The organism is Salinispora sp. H7-4 (assembly GCF_013416675.1).
Lineage (GTDB): Bacteria > Actinomycetota > Actinomycetes > Mycobacteriales > Micromonosporaceae > Micromonospora > Micromonospora vitiensis.
The window spans coordinates 92,835-112,849 of the sequence record NZ_JABZED010000060.1 but is presented as its reverse complement, the minus strand read 5'-3'; the positions used below and the strand labels follow the sequence as shown (position 1 = coordinate 112,849).

15 protein-coding genes are annotated in these 20,015 nt (G+C 71.2%); 11 read left to right on the top strand and 4 right to left on the bottom strand.

What is annotated here, in order from left to right; all coding sequences use genetic code 11:
• Nucleotides 1–163 precede the first annotated feature (163 nt).
• The 3 genes from H0524_RS22685 (at nt 164) to miaB (ending at nt 3,335) form a co-directional block, all read left to right on the top strand.
• A complete protein-coding gene (locus tag H0524_RS22685; RefSeq protein ID WP_018728477.1) occupies nt 164–643 on the top strand; it encodes a hypothetical protein in 480 nt (159 codons plus the stop codon).
• A gap of 257 nt (nt 644–900) precedes the next feature.
• Nucleotides 901–1,782, top strand: a complete 882-nt coding sequence (locus tag H0524_RS22680; RefSeq protein ID WP_180200470.1) for an LLM class flavin-dependent oxidoreductase — start codon at nt 901–903, stop codon at nt 1,780–1,782.
• A 53-nt stretch (nt 1,783–1,835) separates the two neighbouring features.
• Nucleotides 1,836–3,335, top strand: coding sequence for a tRNA (N6-isopentenyl adenosine(37)-C2)-methylthiotransferase MiaB (gene miaB, locus H0524_RS22675; RefSeq protein ID WP_180200469.1), 1,500 nt, complete (start codon nt 1,836–1,838; stop codon nt 3,333–3,335).
• A 114-nt stretch (nt 3,336–3,449) separates the two neighbouring features.
• Here the strand turns inward: miaB and H0524_RS22670 are convergent, their stop codons facing one another.
• Entirely contained in the window at nt 3,450–4,658 is a 1,209-nt protein-coding gene (locus tag H0524_RS22670) for a DUF349 domain-containing protein (protein WP_180200468.1), read from the bottom strand.
• Between the two features lie 270 nt (nt 4,659–4,928).
• On the opposite strand from H0524_RS22670, the gene H0524_RS22665 reads away from it, so the two are divergent.
• The 4 genes from H0524_RS22665 to H0524_RS22650 all read left to right on the top strand — a co-directional run bounded on the left by H0524_RS22665 (nt 4,929) and on the right by H0524_RS22650 (nt 8,906).
• Nucleotides 4,929–5,765, top strand: coding sequence for a class III extradiol dioxygenase subunit B-like domain-containing protein (locus H0524_RS22665; protein ID WP_180200467.1), 837 nt, complete (start codon nt 4,929–4,931; stop codon nt 5,763–5,765).
• On the top strand, nt 5,738–6,823 hold the full coding sequence (miaA, locus tag H0524_RS22660; RefSeq protein ID WP_180200466.1) for a tRNA (adenosine(37)-N6)-dimethylallyltransferase MiaA: 1,086 nt from the start codon (nt 5,738–5,740) through the stop codon (nt 6,821–6,823). The genes H0524_RS22665 and miaA overlap by 28 nt, the downstream gene beginning before the upstream one ends.
• A gap of 7 nt (nt 6,824–6,830) precedes the next feature.
• Nucleotides 6,831–7,673 carry a diaminopimelate epimerase gene (gene dapF / locus H0524_RS22655; RefSeq protein WP_180200465.1) on the top strand — a complete coding sequence of 281 codons (843 nt, stop codon included), beginning with the start codon at nt 6,831–6,833 and terminating at the stop codon, nt 7,671–7,673.
• Between the two features lie 99 nt (nt 7,674–7,772).
• The gene (locus tag H0524_RS22650) at nt 7,773–8,906 is read left to right on the top strand and encodes an FAD-dependent monooxygenase (protein WP_180200464.1); all 1,134 of its coding nucleotides are present in this window, start codon (nt 7,773–7,775) and stop codon (nt 8,904–8,906) included.
• A gap of 112 nt (nt 8,907–9,018) precedes the next feature.
• Here H0524_RS22650 and H0524_RS22645 read toward each other — a convergent pair whose 3' ends face one another.
• Complete coding sequence (locus tag H0524_RS22645; RefSeq protein ID WP_180200463.1) at nt 9,019–10,245, bottom strand: aquaporin; 1,227 nt, start codon at nt 10,243–10,245, stop codon at nt 9,019–9,021.
• Between the two features lie 126 nt (nt 10,246–10,371).
• Nucleotides 10,372–11,883: an NAD-dependent malic enzyme gene (locus H0524_RS22640; protein WP_180200462.1), complete on the bottom strand. Its 1,512-nt coding sequence runs from the start codon at nt 11,881–11,883 to the stop codon at nt 10,372–10,374.
• A 175-nt stretch (nt 11,884–12,058) separates the two neighbouring features.
• Between H0524_RS22640 and hflX the strand changes: the two genes are divergently transcribed.
• Nucleotides 12,059–13,543: a GTPase HflX gene (gene hflX, locus H0524_RS22635; RefSeq protein WP_180200461.1), complete on the top strand. Its 1,485-nt coding sequence runs from the start codon at nt 12,059–12,061 to the stop codon at nt 13,541–13,543.
• A 48-nt stretch (nt 13,544–13,591) separates the two neighbouring features.
• Complete coding sequence (locus H0524_RS22630) at nt 13,592–15,136, top strand: hypothetical protein (protein ID WP_180200460.1); 1,545 nt, start codon at nt 13,592–13,594, stop codon at nt 15,134–15,136.
• Between the two features lie 25 nt (nt 15,137–15,161).
• On the opposite strand, the gene lexA is transcribed toward H0524_RS22630, so the two are convergent.
• Entirely contained in the window at nt 15,162–15,947 is a 786-nt protein-coding gene (gene lexA / locus H0524_RS22625) for a transcriptional repressor LexA (protein WP_180200459.1), read from the bottom strand.
• Between the two features lie 571 nt (nt 15,948–16,518).
• Between lexA and nrdR the strand changes: the two genes are divergently transcribed.
• Both nrdR and H0524_RS22615 read left to right on the top strand, forming a co-directional pair.
• Entirely contained in the window at nt 16,519–16,983 is a 465-nt protein-coding gene (nrdR, locus tag H0524_RS22620; protein WP_018728461.1) for a transcriptional regulator NrdR, read from the top strand.
• Nucleotides 16,984–17,118: 135 nt separating this feature from the next.
• A complete protein-coding gene (locus H0524_RS22615) occupies nt 17,119–20,013 on the top strand; it encodes a vitamin B12-dependent ribonucleotide reductase (RefSeq protein WP_180200458.1) in 2,895 nt (964 codons plus the stop codon).
• The last annotated feature ends 2 nt before the right edge of the window (nt 20,014–20,015 follow it).

Here is a 20,015-nt window from a genome sequence, read left to right as displayed (position 1 = left end):
TAATGTGTCATCTTCCGGCTGGTTATCGCGTCATCACTCGAGGGAATTTTGCCCGGAATGGTCACAGACCGGTAACTTGCTCCCGGCTGGGGCTAAATGCCCCCCACCATCGTCAGTAAGGCCCGATCCGGGGCCGGTGAGACGATCGCAGCGAGGAGGCGGCATGACCGAGCTGTGGAACTGGAGAATCGACCAGGTACGGCCGACCGAGGTCTGGCCGGCGCTGGCCGAGGCGCTCGGCCGGGTGGTGATGCCGTTGGCCATCGCCGACCCGGCACGCCTGCCGAGATACGCCGTGGTCTGCGACATCTGGCAGGCGCCGGGAGAGTTCGCCACCATCGTCGACTGCTACGGCGTGCCGGACACCCTCGCCGAGCTGCCCAGCATCGCGAACCTGGCCCGGCTGCTGGACCGCAACTGCGTGTTGCGCGACGACACCCTCGACGAGACCCGGCACCTGCTGGTGGCCCCGGACGGAACGATCCGCCCGGTGCACTTCGATGTCCGGGAGACCGACGACGGCGAGGTGCTCAGCCACCAACGGCTCTGCACCGCGGCCAACCCGGGCTGTCGCGGCTGGTCCCGGTGCCACCGCTCCCGCTGGGCCCCCGACTCGGTGCTGCCGGCCCTCGCCGCGGCCTGACCCGCGGGAAGCACGGGGTGTTGCGGCGCCGCGCGGATCGCCGACCGTGACCCGCTGGTCGCGACGGTGGGGTACGCCGGGTCCGGCGCGGTCGTCAGTTTCTGCTGGCTCAGCCCGGAAATAGGGCGAAATCGGTAGGCTGAGGTCGTGCAGCTGCCGCGACCTGGAAGCCGTACCTGCCGCTCCCACCCGGGCCGGCGGGGCCGCCCGACGTCCCCGACGCCGGTGGCGGAGACCGCCAGGGCGGGTGGTTGACCATGCGGGTCGGCGTGCTCATCCTGCCCTCCGCGCCCTGGGACCAGGCCCAGCAGATGTGGCGGAAGGCCGAAGAGCTGGGGTTCGCCCACGCCTGGACGAGCGATCACATCGGCTGGCAGGACATGGTCGGTAAGGAGTGGTATGCGGCGGTGCCGACCCTGGCCGCCGCGTCGGTCATCACCCGACAGATCAAGCTCGGCACCCTCGTCTCGTCACCGAACTTCCGACACCCGGTGCCGTACGCCAAGGAGGTCGTCACCCTCAACGAGCTCAGCGGCGGGCGCTTCATCCTGGGTCTCGGTGCCGGCGGGAGCGGAATCGACGCCACCGCCCGCGGTCAGGACCCGGAATGGACGCCCGTCGAACGGGCCGATCGGTTCGGCGAGTTCGTGGAGCTGACGGCGGAGCTGCTGTCCAACCCCGTCACCGATGCCGACGGCAAGTACTACCAGGCGCGACAGGCGCCCATCTGGCCGGTGGACTCCTCGCCCGCCCACATCCCGTTGGCGATCGCCGCCAACGGTCCCCGTGGCATGGCCCTGGCCGTGCGCCACGGCGACATCTGGGTGACCAACGGCCGGTCGCGGCGGAACGGGGTCGTCCCCCCGGTGGCCCGGCCCGACGACGTCGCGGGACAGGTTCGCCAGCTGACCGACATCTGTGAGAAGGCCGGCCGCGACCCGGCATCCCAGCGCCGGCTGTTGATGTACGTGAACCGGGAGCCGACGGCGCTCGCCTCCCTCGACGTGTTCCGGGAGACCGTTGACACGTACCGCCAGATCGGGATCACGGACCTGGTGGTGCCGTTTCCCGGGCAGGCGCCCTTCGACACCAGGATGGCGGTGCTCGAACAGGTAGCCGGGATCCTGTCCGACCTGTGAGGCGGTAGCTCGACTCCGGTCCATCCGGGCGGCCCGGATAGGCTGTCGAGGTCATGACTACCGCAGCGGCGAGCAGCCCTCGCACCTACCAGGTGCGCACCTACGGCTGCCAGATGAACGTGCACGACTCCGAGCGCATCTCCGGCCTCCTCGAGCAGGCCGGCTACCTGCGGGCCGGGGCCGCCGACGACACCCCGGACGTGGTGGTCTTCAACACCTGCGCCGTGCGGGAGAACGCCGACAACCGGCTCTACGGCAACCTCGGTCAGCTGCGTCCCCGCAAGAGCCAGCACCCGGAGATGCAGATCGCGGTGGGTGGCTGCCTGGCGCAGAAGGACCGCAGCGAGATCGTCCGCCGGGCGCCCTGGGTGGACGTGGTCTTCGGCACGCACAACATCGGGTCGCTGCCGGTGCTGCTGGAGCGGGCCCGGCACAACGCCGCCGCCGAGGTGGAGATCCTCGAGTCCCTCGAGGTCTTTCCGAGCACCCTGCCGACCCGTCGGGAGTCAACCTACGCCGGTTGGGTGTCGATCTCGGTTGGCTGTAACAACACCTGCACCTTCTGCATCGTGCCGGCGCTGCGCGGCAAGGAGCGGGACCGCCGCCCCGGCGACATCCTCTCCGAGGTACGCGCCCTGGTCGACGAGGGTGTGTTGGAGGTGACCCTGCTCGGGCAGAACGTCAACTCCTACGGCATCGAGTTCGGCGACCGGTACGCGTTCGGCAAGCTGCTGCGTGCCTGCGGTGACATCGAGGGTCTGGAGCGGGTGCGGTTCACCAGCCCGCATCCGAAGGACTTCACCGACGACGTGATCGCCGCGATGGCCGAGACACCGAACGTCTGCCCCTCGCTGCACATGCCGCTGCAGTCCGGCTCCGACGACGTGCTGCGGGCCATGCGACGGTCGTACCGGTCGGAGCGGTTCCTGGGCATCATCGAGAAGGTGCGGGCGGCGATGCCGGACGCGGCGATCACCACGGACATCATCGTCGGCTTCCCCGGCGAGACCGAGGCCGACTTCGAACGCACCCTCGACGTGGTTCGCGCGGCCCGGTTCTCCTCGGCCTTCACCTTCCAGTACTCCAAGCGCCCCGGCACCCCCGCCGCGACGATGGCCGACCAGTTGCCGAAGGCGGTGGTGCAGGAGCGCTACGAGCGGCTGATCGACTGCGTCGAGGAGATCACCTGGGCGGAGAACCGGCGGCTGCTGGGGAAGACCGTCGAGGTGCTGGTGGCCGTCGGCGAGGGGCGCAAGGACGAGCGCACCGGCCGGCTCTCCGGGCGGGCCCGGGACGGCCGACTGGTGCACTTCGACGCGGGCAGTCTCGCCGGGCAGATCCGCCCCGGCGACATCGTGCAGACCGTGGTCACCTACGCCGCCCCACACCACCTCAACGCCGACGGTGAGCCGCTCGCGCACCGGCGTACCCGGGCCGGCGACGCGGCCGAGGCGGGGCACCGACCCCGTACCGCCGGGGTGTCGCTCGGGCTGCCCACCGTCGGCGCCCCGCCACCGATGCCCCCCGCGGCCTCGTCGGCCTGCTCCTGCTGACACCGGGGCTGATGCGGCGCGGTTGACGCCTGCCACCTCCCGTAACCCGGGCCTGAACCGCCCGGGGCCCCGGTTCACGAGGAACCGGGGCCCCGGGGCGGCCGGACCAACGGATCAGCTGGACTGCTCCGCCAGGCTGAGGAACTGACGCTTGGAGCTGAGGGCCTGCTCGGCGTCCCGGACCCGCCGGGCGTCCCCGGCGGTCTTCGCCCGGGCCAGCCGCTCCTCGGCCTCGGCGACCTGCGCCCGCATCTGCGCGAGCAGGGGGTTGTCCTGCGGAGCGGTGCGCCGCCACGCGGAGTCCATCACCTCGCGAACCTTGTCGTCGACCGTGCGCAGTCGACGCTCCAGGCCCCCCGCCGCCTCCCGGGGCACCCGTCCGGCCTCGTGCCACTGCGCCTGGATCTCCCGGAGTTTCGCCTGCGCGCCCTTCGGGTCGCCGTCGACATCCAGCGCCTCGGCCTCCGTCAGGAGCGCCTGCTTACGCTCCAGGTTGGCGCGCTGCTCGTTGTCCCGGGCGGAGAAGACCTCGCTGCGCCGGGTGAAGAACGCGTCCTGCGCGGCCCGGAACTTCTCCCAGAGCCGCTGCTCGGCCTCCTTCGACGCCCGGGGCGCGACGCGCCACTGGCTCATCAGCTCCTTGAGCTGGCCGGCGGTGTGGGCCCACTCGGTCGAATCCTGGAGCTTCTCGGCCTCGACGACCAACTCCTCCTTGATCGCCTGCGCCTGTTTCCGCTGCGCGTCCAGCGAGGCGAAGTGGGCGCCCCGGCGGCGGGTGAAGCCATCCCGGGCCGCCGCGAACCGCTTCCACAGCTCACCGTCGGTCTTCCGGTCCACCCCGCGGATCGACTTCCACTCCCCGAGGATCTCCTTGAACCGGTCGCCGGCGGTCTTCCAGCCGGTCGACTCGGCGGCCAGCTTCTCGGCCTCCTCCACCAGTGCGGTCTTGCGGGCCAGGGCTTCGCTCCGGGCGGCGTCGCGGGCGGCCCGAGCCTCGGTGGCTTTCTCCTCCGCGAGGGTGACCAGCCGGTCCAGCCGGTTGGCGAGGCCGTCGATGTCGCCCACGACGTGCGCCTCGGCCAGCGAGGCGCGCAGCCGGCGGAAGGTGCTGAGCGAGTGGCTCGCATCAGCCGCGCCCGAGTTGAGTCTCGCCTCGGCCAGCCCCACCTCGGTGATCAGATCGGCGAACCGGCGGGCGAAGTGCGCCAGCCCCTCCTCCGGTGCCCCCGCCTGCCAGGAACCGACCACCCGCTCGCCCTCAGCGGTTTTCACGTAGACGGTGCCGTCCGCGTCCACCCGTCCGAAGGCAGTCCAGTCGCTCATGTGCCCATCCTCGTTCTCCCGGCGTCACGGGTCAGTCCCGCGAGCGCCGCCACGGCGCAGCCCAACGTTCTCCACGGCATTGTCACAGGTGCGCCCCCGGCTCCGTCGAGCGCCTATCGCCGACCGTGACCATACGGTGTCCTAGCGCCCCGACGGGCCGGGATGGGGCGAGTGTCGGAAACCTCCGTTCGGGCGTACCCGTCAGTAGCCGGAATTCCGGGCTCCGGCCGCGGGAAGGCGCGCGGCGGCGCGTTCGCACCAGCCGTTACGGTGACCCTCGTGCCCCTGGTCGCCGCCGCCGTCTGCCCACATCCGCCGTTGCTCGTCCCCGAGGTGGCGGGCGCCGCCTCCGCCGAGCTGGACGAGCTGCGTGCCGCCTGTGCGGGGGCGGTGGCCCGGCTACTCGCCGCCGAGCCGGACCGGATTGTGATGATCGGGTGCGGGCCGGCGACCGCGACCTTCGGCGCCGCGGAGCACGGCTCGTTCCATCGGTACGGGATCCACCGCCGGGTGCCGCTGTCGCCAGCAGACGCCGGGGACCGCACTGATGCGGCCGCTGCCGGGCCGGCGCGGCTGCCGCTGAGTCTGACGATCGGGGCGTGGCTGCTCGATCGCGCCGGCACGGCGCTGCCCCGTTCCGCGGTGGCGGTCGCCGCCGACGAGCCCGCCGCCCGCTGCGCCGCCCTCGGCGCGGGCCTGCTCAACCCAGACCTGTTCAACCCAGAACTGCTCAACGCGGATCGGCTCGGCTCGGTGACCGGGAACGCGTCGGGTGGTGATGCGTCCGGCCGGCTCGGGCTGCTCGTCCTGGGCGACGGGTCGGCCTGCCGGGTGGAGTGGTCACCCGGCTACGACGATCCGCGCGCCGAGCCGTACGACCAGGCGGTGGCGCGGGCCCTGGCTGGTGCGGACCCGGCCGCCCTCGGTGCGTTGGACGTGGAGCTGTCGGCGGGGCTCAAGGCCACCGGCCGGGCGCCCTGGCAGGTGCTGGCCGGCGCGGTCCGGGCGGCCGGCGGCCCGTGGCGTGGCGAACTGGCCTACGCCGCGGCACCCTACGGGGTGACCTACCTCGTCGCCTCGTGGGCGCCGACAGGAGCGGCCCGGTGAGCGTCGCCGACGCGGCCGACGGTGCTCGCCTGGCGGCGGAGGCGGCCGCCGGCGTGGCTGACGGTGCTGACCCGGCAGCGGGCGCGGTGCCGGCTGACGGTGCTGACCCGGCAGCGGGCGCGGTGCCGGCTGACGGTGCCCCGCCAGCAGCGGGCACGGTGGTGGGCGTGGTCGGTCCGACCGCAGCCGGGAAGTCGGCGTTGAGTATCGCCCTCGCCCACGAGCTCGACGGTGAGGTCGTCAACGCCGACTCGATGCAGCTCTACCGGGGCATGGACATCGGCACCGCCAAACTGACCGTCGGCGAACGCGCCGGGGTGCCGCACCACCTGCTGGACATCTGGCCGGTGACCGAGCCGGCGAGCGTCGCCGAGTACCAGCGGCTCGCCCGCGCGGCGATTGACGACATTCTGGCTCGGGGGCGGGTGCCGCTGCTGGTCGGCGGTTCGGGCCTCTACCTCCGCGCCGTGCTGGAACGCTTCGAGTTCCCCGGCACGGATCCGGTGCTCCGGCAACGGCTGGAGGCGGAGCTGGCGCAGGCCGGCCCGGCTGCCCTGCACGAGCGACTGCGCGCGGTTGACCCCGACGCGGCGGCGAACATCCTGCCGGGCAACGGCCGGCGGATCGTCCGGGCGTTGGAGGTGATCGAGCTGACCGGTGCGCCCTTCGCCGCCGCGCTGCCCGACCCCAGCCCGTACTACCGGTCGGTGCAGGTCGGCGTCGACCTGGACACCGCCCAGCTCGACGAGCGGGTGGCACTGCGGGTGGACCGGATGTGGGCCGACGGCCTGGTGGCCGAGACCCGGCTGCTGGCCGACCAGGGGTTGGCCGCGGGCCGTACGGCCAGCCGTGCCCTCGGTTACCAGCAGGTCCTGCGGTTCCTGGCCGGAGAGCTGACCGAGTCCGAGGCGTACCAGGAGACGATCCGCGCCACCCGCCGGTTTGTCCGTCGCCAGCGGTCCTGGTTCCGCCGGGACCCGCGGATCACCTGGCTCGACTCGGCCGGAGCCGGGCTGGTGGCGGAGGCGCTGCGAGTGGTCCGGCCCGCTGCGCGATGATGGGGTCGTGGAGTTCACCAAGGGGCATGGCACCGGCAACGACTTCGTGATCCTGCCCGACCCCGACGGCACCCTCGAGCTGACCCCGGACCTGGTCGCGGCCTTGTGCGATCGGCGACAGGGGATCGGTGCGGACGGCGTACTGCGCGTGGTCCGCGCCGCACGGCACCCCGACGGAGCGGCCCTCGCCGGTGCGGCCGAATGGTTCATGGACTACTGGAACTCCGACGGCTCCGTGGCCGAGATGTGTGGCAATGGCGCCCGGGTCTTCCTCCGCTACCTGTTGGAAGCCGGGTTGGCGGTGCCGTCGGAGGCGGCACTGCCGGTAGCCACCCGTGCCGGTCTCGTGCGGGCGCGGGTGGAGGGGGAGGAGCTGGCGGTCGAGATGCGGCGGCCCCGGTTGGCCGACTCCTCGTTCGCGGTGCTCGGCGGGCTGGCCCTGCCCGGCACGGCGGTTGACGTCGGCAACCCGCACCTGGTCTGCCCGGTGCCGGCCGGGCTGGAACTGGCGGCTCTCGACCTGACCCGAGCCCCGGAGTTCGACCCGGCGATCTTCCCGGCAGGGGTCAATGTCGAGTTCATCAGCCCCGGGAGCCCGACGGACGGCCTCGATGGCCACGTTCGGATGCGGGTCTACGAGCGGGGTAGCGCCGAGACGCGTTCCTGCGGCACCGGTGCGTGTGCGGTGGCCGCGGTCGTCCTGCGGGACGCGGGCCGGGACACCGGCGTGGTCGCCGTGGACGTGCCCGGTGGTCGGCTGGTGGTGACCCAGACCGCCCAGAGCTGCTGGTTGGCGGGGCCCGCCGTACTGGTGGCGAGCGGCGAGGTGACGCGCGCGGCGCTGGCCTGACCCGCTACCGGACCGGCGGCGGGCGTGCCGCCGCAAACTCCACCGTGGTGCCGGACCGGCGGCGTGCCGACGAGGCGGGCGGCATCTAAGCTTTCCAATGTGAACGACGGAGTTTTGGTAGCTGGTGCCGGGATCGCGGGTGTGTCGATGGTTCGGGCGTTGCGGTGGCACGGTATCCCTGCGACGGCAGTGGAGCAGCGGCCCGCCCTGCTGGACGCGGGGCTGGCGATCAATATTCCGGGCAACGGGGTGCGGGCGCTTGCGGCACTCGGCGTCGCCGACGGCTTGCGTGACATCGGCCTGCCGGTGTCGAGACGCGAATATCGCACCCAGCGGGGGCGGCTACTTTTCTCCGTTGCCGAGGACGAGTTCTGGGGCGTGGCGCACCAGCCCCGGTGCGTGCGTCGTCGGGACCTTCTCGACCTACTGGAACGTGACCTGCCCCCGGGTTCGGTGCGGCGCGGGGTGGCGGTGAGCATGGTCCGCGCCACAGCCGGTGGCGTCGATGTGACCCTCTCCGATGGCAGCACCGGCCGGTACGGGTTCGTGGTCGGGGCCGACGGAGTGCATTCAACGGTTCGCACGTCCCTGTTCGGCGACGCCCGCCTCGAAGCGGCGCTGCTGTCCGCGGCGAGTTGGCGGTTCATGGCACCCAACCCCGGTGTCACCTGCTGGACGGTGTGGTCCGGCGACAGCGGCACGGCCCTGCTGCTTCCGGCGGGTGACGGCGAGGTGTACGGCTTTGCCTCCGCGACCAGGGGCGGCCCGATCGGGTCCGACCCCGGCTGGCTGTCGGCGACCTTCGCTGGGTTCCCCGAAGCGGTACGGACCGCGATCGCCGCGGCCCTCGTCCGCCCGGAGTCGATGTACCACTCCCCGATCGAGGAGGTGCGTATCCCCCGGTGGCATCAGGGCCGGGTTGTCCTGATCGGCGATGCCGCGCACGCCACCGCGCCGGTCTGGGCGCAGGGTGCCTCGCTCGCCGTAGAGGATGCGCTGGTGCTGGCCGAACTCCTCGGCAGCCGGGACTGGGAAACGGTCGGTGGGCAGTGGGAACGGCTTCGGCGTGGGCGGGTAACCCATGTGCAGGCAGCGACTGACCAGCTCTCCCGGGCCGTCGTCAAGCCTGCGTGGTTGCGAAACATTCTGCTGCCGGCGATCGGTCAGCGCAGCTACCGGTCGGCGTACGGCCTGCTGCGCACACCGGTGGCGGCAACGACGGCGCTCGACTGACCCTCGGTGGCTTCGGCGCGGTCCGGAGGTCGGTGCCCGATGCCGTTGTCGCTCCTGCCGAGAGCCGCGGTGCTCGGCGGGCCGGCGCTGCTCGCGGTGAACGACCTCGGTGTCACGTCGGGCGCCGCAGCTCCCCGAGCAGTTGCGCCACTCGGTTCCGGATTTCGTCGCGGATCGGGCGGATCGCCTCGACGCCGAGGCCGGTGGGGTCGTCGAGATCCCAGTTCTCGTGGCGTCCGGCTGGGAAGTCGGGAAAGTCACTGCGGCGCCCGATGGTGATGATGATGTCAGCGGACGCGGCTGTCGCGGGCCGCAGCAGCGTCGGCACCTGACCGGTGATGTCGATGCCGACCTCCCACATGGCCACCGCGGTGGCGGGGTCGACCTGGCGGGCGGGGGCGGAGCCGGCGGAGCGGACCTCGACGGTGTCGCCAGCGAGCTGGCGTAGCCAACCGGCGGCCAGCTGCGAGCCGCCGGCGTCGTGGACGCAGACGAACAGCACCGAGGGTTTGTCGACCCCGCGGTGCTCCTCACTGGTCTGGTGCGAGTGGGGCGGTGGCGTGGCCGGGGAGCGGCGGCGGTCCACTCGACGGGTCGGCGGCCCCTGGTGTCCCGTCGCTGCCGGCTCCGCGGGGATGACGACCTGGTCGGCGGCGGCACCGGCGTCGGGGTAGAGGGCGGTGAGTAGGCCGACGCCGACGGCGAGTCCCGCCAACTGGGCCAGGATGAAACCGGGCACCGAGGTGGGGGCGATGCCGGCGAAGGTGTCGGAGAACGCGCGGCCGATGGTGACCGCTGGGTTGGCGAAGGAGGTGGACGAGGTAAACCAGGACGCGGCCCCGATGTAGGCGCCGACGGCGGCCGGGGCGACCGACGTACGCCCGGACCGGGCGAGGGCGAAGATCAGTAGGACCAGCCCGGAGGTGGCGACAACCTCACCGACCCAGAGGTGCCAGGCGGCCCGTTCCTTGCCGGCGAAGTCGATCGCGGCGAGATCGAACATCAGGTGCGCCAGCACCGCACCGGCGACCCCGCCGAGGATCTGGGCCGCTCCGTAGGCACCCAGGTAGCCGGCGGTCAGGCCGGTGCCGGCGCGCCGCCCGAGGAACCAGTCGGCGGCGGAGACGACCGGGTTGAAGTGGGCCCCGGAGACCGGTCCGAAGATCAAAATCAGCGTGCCGAGGGCGAAGGCGGTGGTGATCGAGTTTGCCAGCAGCTGTAGGCCGACCTGGTCGGGGGCGAGGGTGGTGGCCATGATTCCGGAGCTGACCACGGCGGTGACCAGCAGGGCGGTGCCGGTGAACTCAGCCAGCAGGCGTCGCCACAGTGTGCTGGTCATCGCTTGGTATCCCACCATCTGCGGTTGCCGAGGAGCGGCGAGCTGCGATTACCAGCTGTGGTGTGCCCCAAACCCACCCGGATCACCTGCTCGTCGAGGTGATCCGGCGCGGTGGAGGGCGGCGGCCTAGGGGGTGGCGCTGGCGTTGGCGGCGATCTCGGGCAGGTCGACCGGGCCGGGGTCGGCGGCGGGCGGTGGGGTGGTTGCCGGGTTCTGCGCGGCCGCGCGGACGGCCGCGGCGACGGCCGGGGCCACCCGGGAGTCGAAGACGCTGGGGACGATGACCGTCGGGTTGATCTTCTCCTCGCCGACGACGTCGGCGATGGCCCGCGCCGCGGCGATCGCCATCTCCTCGGTGAAGCCCTCCGCGTGCGCGTCCAGCATCCCCCGGAACACGCCGGGGAAGGCCAGCACGTTGTTGATCTGGTTGGGCTGGTCGGAGCGGCCGGTGGCGACCACGGCGGCGTGCTTGCGCGCCTCCCGCGGGTCCACCTCCGGGTCCGGGTTCGCCAGCGCGAACACGATCGCGTCCTTGGCCATGGCGGCGATGTCGTCCCCGGTGAGCAGGTTGGGGGCGCTCACGCCGATGAAAACGTCCGCGTTCCGTACCGCCCCGGCCAGGTCACCGGAGTAGTTCTCCCGGTTCGTGTGCTCGGCCAGCCACTGCCAGGCCGGGTTCAGCCCGGTCATCCCACGGTGCAGCGCACCCTGCCGGTCGTACGCGATGATGTCGCCCACGCCCTGGCGCAGCAGCAGCTTCATGATCGCGGTGCCGGCGGCGCCCGCGCCGGAGACCACCACCCGTACCTGCGCCAGTTCCTTACCGACGACGCGGAGCGCGTTGGTCAGCGCGGCCAGCACACAGATCGCCGTGCCGTGCTGGTCGTCGTGGAAGACCGGAATGTCCAGCGCCGCACGCAGCTGTGCCTCGATCTCGAAGCAGCGCGGCGCGGCGATGTCCTCCAGGTTGATCCCGCCGTAGGCGGGTGCGATCGCCTTGACGATCGACACGATCTCGTCGGTGTCCTGGGTGTCGAGCACCACCGGCCAGGCGTCCACCCCGCCGAAGCGCTTGAACAGCGCGGCCTTGCCCTCCATCACCGGCAGCGACGCCGCCGGCCCCAGGTTGCCCAGGCCGAGTACGGCGGAGCCGTCGCTGACCACCGCCACCGTGTTGCGTTTGATGGTCAGGCGCCGCGCGTCCGCCGGGTTCTCCGCGATGGCCTGGCAGACCCGGGCCACCCCCGGGGTGTACGCCCGGGACAGTTCGTCCCGGGTGCGTAGCGCGACCTTCGGGCTGACCTCGATCTTGCCGCCGAGGTGTAGCAGGAACGTGCGGTCGGAGACCTTACGCACGTCAACCCCGTCGAGCGCGGTGAGCGCGTCAACCACCTGGTCGGCGTGGTTGGCGTCGGCGGTGTCACAGGTCAGGTCGACGGTGACGTGGGTGTGGTCGGAGTCGACCACGTCGAGCGCGGTGACGATTGCCCCGGCCTCGCCGACCGTGGTGGTCAACCGCCCGATGGAGGAGGCATCCGCGGTTACTGCGATCCGGACCGTGATCGAGAATCCGGCACTCGGCAGTCGGGTGGTGGCCACACAGTTCCTTCCGATGACGCTGAACGACTCGCCCCGCATTTCTACTCGCCCCCGGTATCGGCACCGCATCCGACCCCGTTACCGGTGGGTAGCCCGGGCATATTGCCGATGCGGGTGGCGTTGTCACATGTCAGGATTGTGGGAGCCGGTCGCAATTTCCCGGCAGCACGGTGGGCAAACAGCCAGCCGGCGGTAACCAGACAGGGGGCGCGATTTGCGAGAGCAGGAGACCTTCCTTCCCGACGAGGGCGACGCGTTCGACGCCACCACCGGTGAGTTCGAGCTGTCGGAGCGGCAGGCGCTGCGGCGGGTCCCCGGCCTCTCCACCGAGCTGACCGACATCACCGAGGTTGAGTACCGCCAGCTCCGACTGGAGCGGGTCGTGCTGGTCGGGGTGTGGACCGAGGGTTCGCAGCAGGACGCCGAGAATTCCCTCGCCGAGCTGGCGGCGCTGGCCGAGACGGCCGGTTCGCAGGTGCTCGAGGGGCTGATCCAACGCCGGCAGCGGCCCGACCCGGCCACCTACGTTGGCCGGGGCAAGGTGGATGACCTGGGGGCGGCCGTGCTCGCCAGCGGCGCCGACACGGTGATCTGTGACGGTGAGCTGAGCCCGTCCCAGCTGCGCAACCTGGAGCAGCGCACCAAGGTGAAGGTCGTCGACCGCACCGCCCTGATCCTGGATATCTTCGCCCAGCACGCGAAGAGCCGGGAGGGTAAGGCGCAGGTCGAGTTGGCCCAGCTGGAGTACCTGCTGCCCCGGCTGCGGGGTTGGGGTGACACCCTTTCCCGGCAGAGCGGTGGATCAGGCCGCGGCGGTGGCGCTGGCGGCGGCGTGGGCCTGCGGGGCCCGGGTGAAACCAAGTTGGAGACCGACCGCCGGCGGATCCGGCACCGGATCGCCCGGCTGCGCCGGGAGATCAAAGCCATGCGCACGGTACGCCAGACCAAGCGTGCCCGCCGCTATCGCAACGCGGTGCCGGCGGTGGCCATCGCGGGTTACACGAACGCCGGCAAGTCCAGCCTGCTGAACCAGCTGACCGGAGCCGGGGTACTGGTGGAGAACGCCCTCTTCGCCACGCTGGACCCGACGATCCGGAAGGCGACCACGGCGGAAGGGCGGCACTTCACCTTCTCCGACACGGTGGGCTTCGTCCGGCATCTGCCACACCAGATCGTCGAGGCGTTCCGCTCCACCCTCGAGGAGGTGGCGGAGGCCGACCTGGTGGTGCATGTCGTTGACGGCACCCACCCGGACCCGGAAGAGCAGGTTCGTGCCGTCCGGACGGTCCTCGCCGAGGTGGGCGCCGACCGACTGCCGGAGCTGCTGGTGGTCAACAAGACCGACGCTGCCGGCGAGGAGACCCTGCTCCGGCTCAAGCGGCGCTGGCCGGAGGCGATCTTCGTTTCCGCGTACTCCGGGCAGGGCATCGCCGACCTACGGGGTGCGGTCGAGGCCCGGCTGCCCCGTCCGGCCGTGGAGGTCCGCGCGGTCCTGCCGTACGAGCGGGGTGACCTGGTGGCCCGGGCGCACCAGCAGGGTGAGGTGCTCAGCACGGTGCACCTGCCCGAGGGCACCCTGCTCCAGGCCCGGGTCGGCGCGGCGCTGGCCGCCGAGTTGGCGCCCTTTGCGTCGGCCGAGGCAGCTGGTTCCGAGCCGACGACGGAGCCTGCGGCGGTGGTGGTCGGGGCGCGTTCGTAGCCATTGCGGGTGGGCGGCCGTGAAGCGCCGCCATGCGACACTGTGCTGATGCGTCGCTTCCTCACCCTGACCACGGGTTCCCTCAGTCTGCTGGGGGCAGCCGCGGTTGCCATCGGTGTAATCCTGGTCATGGTGCCGTCGCCGGCCGCGGCCGAGGGGCAGAAGCGTTGCACCGTCACCGACGATCGGCTGCGGGAGCTGTCCGGGTTGGTGGCCACGGAGACCGGCTACATCGTGATCAACGACAGCACTGACGTGGAGAGCCACAAGCGGGTCTTCTTCCTGGACGCTGACTGCGAGGTCACTGGGGATCCGGTCCGCTACTCCGTCAGCGGTCCCCTGGACACCGAGGACCTGGCGTTGTCGCCGGATGGCAAGACCCTCTGGGTCGCTGACACCGGCGACAACGTGACCAGCAGCACCCGCCGGGAGCGGGTGGCGGTGTGGAGCATGCCGGTAAGCGGTGACGAACGGCTGACGCTGCACCGCCTCGCCTACCCGGACAACGAGCCGCGGGACGCCGAGGCCCTGGTCATCGACGATGACGGCGTCCCGATGATCATTACCAAGGTTGCCTCCGGCAAGGCCGAGATCTTCACCGTTGATGGGGAGCTACCCAGCGGTGACACCGCACCGGGGAAGATGAAGAAGCTCGGCGAGGTGGAGTTGCCGACGACCGAGACCGAGAACGCCTTCGGGGCGCTCGGGCGCGCGGCGATCACCGGGGCCGCCCGCTCCCCGGATGGCACTCGGGTGGCGCTGCGCACCTATGCGGACGCCTTCGAGTACGACGTCACCGACGGCGACCTCGTGACGGCGCTGACGTCGACGGAACCGCGGGTGACTCCGCTCGCGGATCCGTTTGGTGAGGCGATCACCTATACCCCGGATGGCAAGACCTTCCTGACCGTCTCCGACGGCGGCCAGCTCGACGACGGCGAGCCGATCGACGTCCTGTCGTACTCGCCGACGGCGAAGCCGGAGTCCGGCCCGGAGGCGAACGCCGACGGAGCGGAGGAGTCAACGGCCTCCTGGTTCGACAGCTTCTCCCTGCAGGGGAAGGTGTACCTGGCCGTCGCCGCCGTGGGCCTGATCGGTGTGGGGCTGGTCGCAGCGGGCCTGACCGGCGTCGTACGGGCGCGGCGGCGACCGGCCGAGACCACGGGTGCCGGTGGGCCGGCCGATGACAGTGGTTCACGCGATGCCACCGACCGCCCGCGCGGCGCGGTGTACGGCGGCGCGCCGCCCGCCGCGGGTCACGGGGTGCGTCCGGAGCCGGGCCGGGCGGCGGCTCCGGCCGACAAGCGCGAGCACGGTGGTGGCCGTCCGGCGGAGGGGGGTCGTCCCGCTGCTGGTGTCTACGGCCGGCGGCCCGCCGGTGGTGCCGGTGGTGCTGGTGGGCCCCGTCCCGCCGCGGGCGGCGGTCAGGGCGCCGATGGCGGCCGTTCGGCCGGCGGGGGTCGTGGCGGCGGTGTGTACGGCGGGGGAGCCGGTGGTGGGGTGAACGGCGGGGGAGCCGGTGGTCGGGTGCACGGCGGTGGTGGTCGGGCCCAGCCACCGCGCCGTGACGGTGGTGGGCACGGCCGTTACTGATCCGGCTGTCCGGCGGCTACCACGGTCAGATGCGGCGGAGCACGGTGACGACCCGGCCCATGATGGTGGCATCGTCGCCCGGGATCGGGTCGAAGGCCGGGTTCTGCGGCATCAGCCAGACGTGTCCGTCCCGCCGCCGGTAGGTCTTCACCGTCGCCTCGCCGTCCAGCATGGCAGCCACGATGTCGCCGGATTCGGCGGTGGGTTGCTGCCGGACGACGACCCAGTCGCCGTCGCAGATCGCCGCATCCAGCATCGAGTCGCCCTTGACCTGGAGCATGAAGACCTCCCCCTCGCCGACCAACTCGCGGGGGAGCGGGAAGATGTCCTCGATGGCCTGTTCGGCGAGGATCGGACCGCCGGCGGCGATCCGGCCCAGCATCGGCACATAGGCCGGGGCTGGCCGCTGTGCGATCGCCGCGTCGTCGTCGAGGGCGTCGCTGGGCGGCCGGACGTCAACCGCGCGCGGGCGGTTTGGGTCGCGGCGCAGAAAGCCCTTCTTCTCCAACTCCTTGAGCTGGTAGGCGACGCTGGACGGGGATACCAGCCCGACCGCCTCGCCGATCTCGCGCACGCTCGGCGGGTAGCCGTGCCGCTCGACCCAGGTGCGAATGAACTCCAGGATCCGCCGCTGCCGGGTGGTGAGGTCGACGGTCGCCGGTTCGGGGTAGGCGCTGACGACGGGGGTGACCGGACGCACAGCGGGCGAACCGGTGCGGCCCCGCGCAGCACGTCGACGGCGGGTGCTCGCCGGCCCCGCTTCGGTGGTCTGCTGCGGGCTCTTCGGCCGGTTGGTCCGGTCCTCGGTCACGTCCGTCCTCCCTGGTCGGCGCTTGGGTGTCCAGTCGCTCGTGGTGTTGGCCCGCGCCGGAAGCCGTCGTGAGCCGGTCGTCCCTGACCGTATAGGCGAGATCAGCCTTCTTCAAACATCTGTACGACCTTGGTCGGCGTGTCGGGGTGGTTCTCGCCTGGGTCGTACTCCTGTTCTGGTAAATAGTACGACGGGTCGTACTTCTGTTCTAATTTCGGGGCCGCAGGGGATGAGCTGCGCTGGGTGCCCGTACCGATTCGGGGTCGAAGGGGGTTGAAAATCTCGGTGGCGCTGGTCCTGGTCAGGTGGGCCGCGCGGGCGGGGTGATCCAGGTCGCTTGGTGACGCGCCGGACAGGCTCGCCAACTTGACCCCAGTTCTCCGGCGGCATACGGTCGACCCCTAGATGTAGTAGTCATTGGGCCTTAGTTGCCTATAGGTTGGGTTCGACTACGGACCGCACTTCATCCGCCAGCACGGCGAAGACCGTCGAAAGGACGGCTCCGCCGCGGTGAGGCGTGTCCGGGGTGCGGCCCGGCTCGGCCCACGGCCGACGAAGGAGGTCGGGCTCCATGCGGTGTCCGTACTGCCGGCACCCCGACTCCCGGGTCGTTGACTCACGGGAAGCCGACGACGGTCAGCTGATCCGGCGCCGGCGCTCCTGCCCGGAGTGCGGCAAGCGGTTCACCACGGTGGAGGAGGCGGTCCTCGCGGTCGTCAAACGCAGCGGGGTCACCGAGCCCTTCAGCCGCACGAAGATCATCGGCGGGGTGCGCAGGGCGTGCCAGGGTCGTCCGGTTGACGACGACTCCATTGCCCTGCTGGCGCAGAAGGTGGAGGAGACCGTGCGGGCCAAGGGCGCCGCCGAGCTTCCCAGCCATGAGGTCGGGCTGGCCATCCTGGGGCCGCTGCAGGACCTGGACGAGGTGGCGTACCTCCGGTTCGCCAGCGTCTACCGGTCGTTCGAGTCGCTCGCCGACTTCGAGCGGGAGATCGAGACGCTGCGGACCGCGGCGCAGGTCCGCGAGGGAGGCTGAGGCGGTCGGGGTAGCTGGCCGCACCAGAGCGTGCCGCGGGTGAGACGCGGACGGGTTTGACGGTAGGGCCGCGGGTGAGACGCGGACGGGTTTGACGGTAGGGCCGCGCGTGGGGCGCGGACGAGGGGCGATGAGATGCCGGGGGACGGTGTGACAACGAGCAAGTCACGGAGCAAGGCGGCAGCGGGTCTGAAGGTCGAGCGGGTGTGGACCACCGAGGGGATCCACCCGTACGACGAGGTGACCTGGGAGCGTCGGGACGTCATCATGACGAACTGGCGGGACGGCTCGATCAACTTCGAGCAGCGCGGCGTGGAGTTCCCACAGGAGTGGAGCGTCAACGCGGCCAACATCGTGACCACCAAGTACTTCCGGGGTGCGGTGGGTACCCCGGAGCGGGAGTGGTCGCTTCGACAGCTGATCGACCGGGTGGTGGCCACCTACCGCACCGCCGGTGAGGAGTACGGCTACTTCGCCACCCCGGCCGACGCCGAGATCTTCGCCCACGAGCTGACGTGGATGCTGCTGCACCAGGTGTTCAGCTTCAACTCGCCGGTCTGGTTCAATGTCGGCACATCCTCGCCGCAGCAGGTCAGCGCGTGCTTCATCCTCGCCGTTGACGACTCGATGGACTCCATCCTGGACTGGTACAAGGAGGAGGGGCTGATCTTCAAGGGTGGCTCCGGCTCCGGAGTCAACCTCTCCCGGATCCGCTCCTCGAAGGAGTTGCTCTCCTCCGGCGGCACCGCCTCCGGCCCGGTCAGCTTCATGCGCGGCGCCGACGCGTCGGCCGGCACCATCAAGTCCGGCGGCGCGACCCGGCGGGCGGCCAAGATGGTCATTCTCGACGTCGACCACCCGGACATCGAAGAGTTCGTGGTCACCAAGGCGCGCGAGGAGGACAAGGTCCGTGCCCTGCGTGACGCCGGCTTCGACATGGACCTGGGCGGCGCCGACATCGTCAGCGTGCAGTACCAGAACGCCAACAACTCGGTCCGGGTCAGCGACGAGTTCATGACGGCGGTGCAGGACGGCGGCACCTTCGACCTGCGGGCCCGCCTCGACGGTACGGTGATCGACACGATCGACGCGAAGCCGCTGTTCCGGACCATCGCGCAGGCGGCCTGGGAGTGCGCCGACCCGGGGCTCCAGTACGACGACACCATCAACGACTGGCACACCTGCCCGGAGACCGGGCGGATCACCGCGTCGAACCCCTGCTCGGAGTACCTGCACCTGGACAACTCCTCGTGCAACCTGGCCTCGCTCAACCTGATGCGTTTCCTCCGCGCCGACGGCGGCTTCGAGGTGGAGAAGTTCGTCCGCTCGGTCGAGTTGGTCATCACCGCGATGGACATCTCGATCTGCTTCGCCGACTTCCCCACCGAGAAGATCGGCGAGACCACCCGGGCGTACCGGCAGCTCGGCATCGGGTACGCCAACCTCGGTGCGCTGCTGATGGCCTCCGGACTGCCGTACGGCTCGGACCAGGGTCGTACGCTGGCCGCGGCGATCACCTCGCTGATGACCGGCACCGCGTACCGGCGCTCCGCCGAGCTGGCCGGCATCGTCGGCGCGTACGACGGCTACGCCCGGAACGCCGAACCGCACAAGCGGGTCATGCGCAAGCACGCCGCCGCGAACGACGAGATCAAGCCCACCGGCACCGTGGCCACGGCCGTGCAGCGGGAGGCGACCCGGCAGTGGACCCTCGGCAACAAGGTCGGCGACCGGAACGGCTGGCGTAACTCGCAGGCCAGCGTCCTGGCGCCCACCGGCACCATCGGCCTGATGATGGACTGCGACACCACCGGGGTCGAGCCGGACCTGGCGTTGGTCAAGTTCAAGAAGCTGGTCGGTGGCGGCTCGATGCAGATCGTCAACCAGACCGTGCCGCGCGCCCTGCGCAGCCTCGGCTACCAGGAGGAGCAGGTCGAGGCGATCGTCGAGCACATCGCCGAGCACGGTCACGTGGTGGACGCCCCGGGGCTCAAGCCGGAGCACTACCCGGTCTTCGACTGCGCGATGGGCGAGCGTTCCATCGCCCCGATGGGCCACGTGCGGATGATGGCGGCCGTCCAGCCGTTCATCTCCGGCGCCATCTCCAAGACGGTCAACATGCCGGAGCAGGCCACCGTCGAGGACGTCGAGAAGATCTATTTCGAGGGCTGGCGACTCGGCCTCAAGGCGCTGGCGATCTACCGCGACAACTGCAAGGTCGGCCAGCCGCTGTCGGTGGCGAAGAAGGAGAAGGCCACCGCCCTGGCCCCGGCCCCGGCGGCGACGCCGGCCGCGGTCGAGAAGGTCGTGGAGAAGGTCATCGAGTACCGGCCGGTACGGAAGCGGCTGCCGAAGAAGCGCCCGTCGGAGACGATCTCCTTCTCGGTCGGCGGCGCAGAAGGTTACCTCACCTCGTCCTCCTACCCGGACGACGGCCTCGGCGAGGTCTTCCTCAAGATGTCGAAGCAGGGCTCGACGCTGGCCGGCGTGATGGACGCCTTCTCGGTGGCCATCTCCATCGGTCTCCAGCACGGTGTTCCGCTGGAGACGTACGTCAGCAAGTTCACCAACATGCGCTTCGAGCCGGCCGGTATGACCGACGACCCGGACGTGCGGATGGCGGCCTCGGTGATGGACTACATCTTCCGTCGCCTGGCCCTGGACTTCCTGCCGTACGAGCGCCGCGCGGAGCTGGGCATCTTCACCGCCAAGGAGCGGGCCGCCCAGCTCGCGGCCGAGGCGGAGGCGGAGGCGAACACGGCGGACCTCACCGCGATGGCCTCGTCGGCCCCGGTCGAGACCCGGCCGGAGGAGCCGAAGATCGGCCCGGTCGCCCAGCCGGCGCAGGAGCTGGCCGATGTCGCGGCGGCGCAGCCGGCGCCGCCGGTGGGGTCGAGCACCGAGCTGCTGGAAGCGGTGATCGGTAAGGCCGCCGACGCGCCGCTCTGCTTCACCTGCGGTACGAAGATGCGCCCGGCCGGCAGCTGCTACGTCTGCGAGGGCTGCGGTTCCACCAGCGGTTGTAGCTGACG

Coding starts and splice junctions, on each gene's coding strand:
- H0524_RS22685 (WP_018728477.1), top strand. CDS start 164: ATGACCGAGCTGTGGAACTGGAGAATCGACCAGGTACGGCCGACCGAG.
- H0524_RS22680 (WP_180200470.1), top strand. CDS start 901: ATGCGGGTCGGCGTGCTCATCCTGCCCTCCGCGCCCTGGGACCAGGCC.
- miaB (WP_180200469.1), top strand. CDS start 1,836: ATGACTACCGCAGCGGCGAGCAGCCCTCGCACCTACCAGGTGCGCACC.
- H0524_RS22670 (WP_180200468.1), bottom strand. CDS start 4,658: ATGAGCGACTGGACTGCCTTCGGACGGGTGGACGCGGACGGCACCGTC.
- H0524_RS22645 (WP_180200463.1), bottom strand. CDS start 10,245: ATGACCAGCACACTGTGGCGACGCCTGCTGGCTGAGTTCACCGGCACC.
- H0524_RS22640 (WP_180200462.1), bottom strand. CDS start 11,883: ATGCGGGGCGAGTCGTTCAGCGTCATCGGAAGGAACTGTGTGGCCACC.
- H0524_RS22630 (WP_180200460.1), top strand. CDS start 13,592: ATGCGTCGCTTCCTCACCCTGACCACGGGTTCCCTCAGTCTGCTGGGG.
- nrdR (WP_018728461.1), top strand. CDS start 16,519: ATGCGGTGTCCGTACTGCCGGCACCCCGACTCCCGGGTCGTTGACTCA.
- H0524_RS22615 (WP_180200458.1), top strand. CDS start 17,119: ATGCCGGGGGACGGTGTGACAACGAGCAAGTCACGGAGCAAGGCGGCA.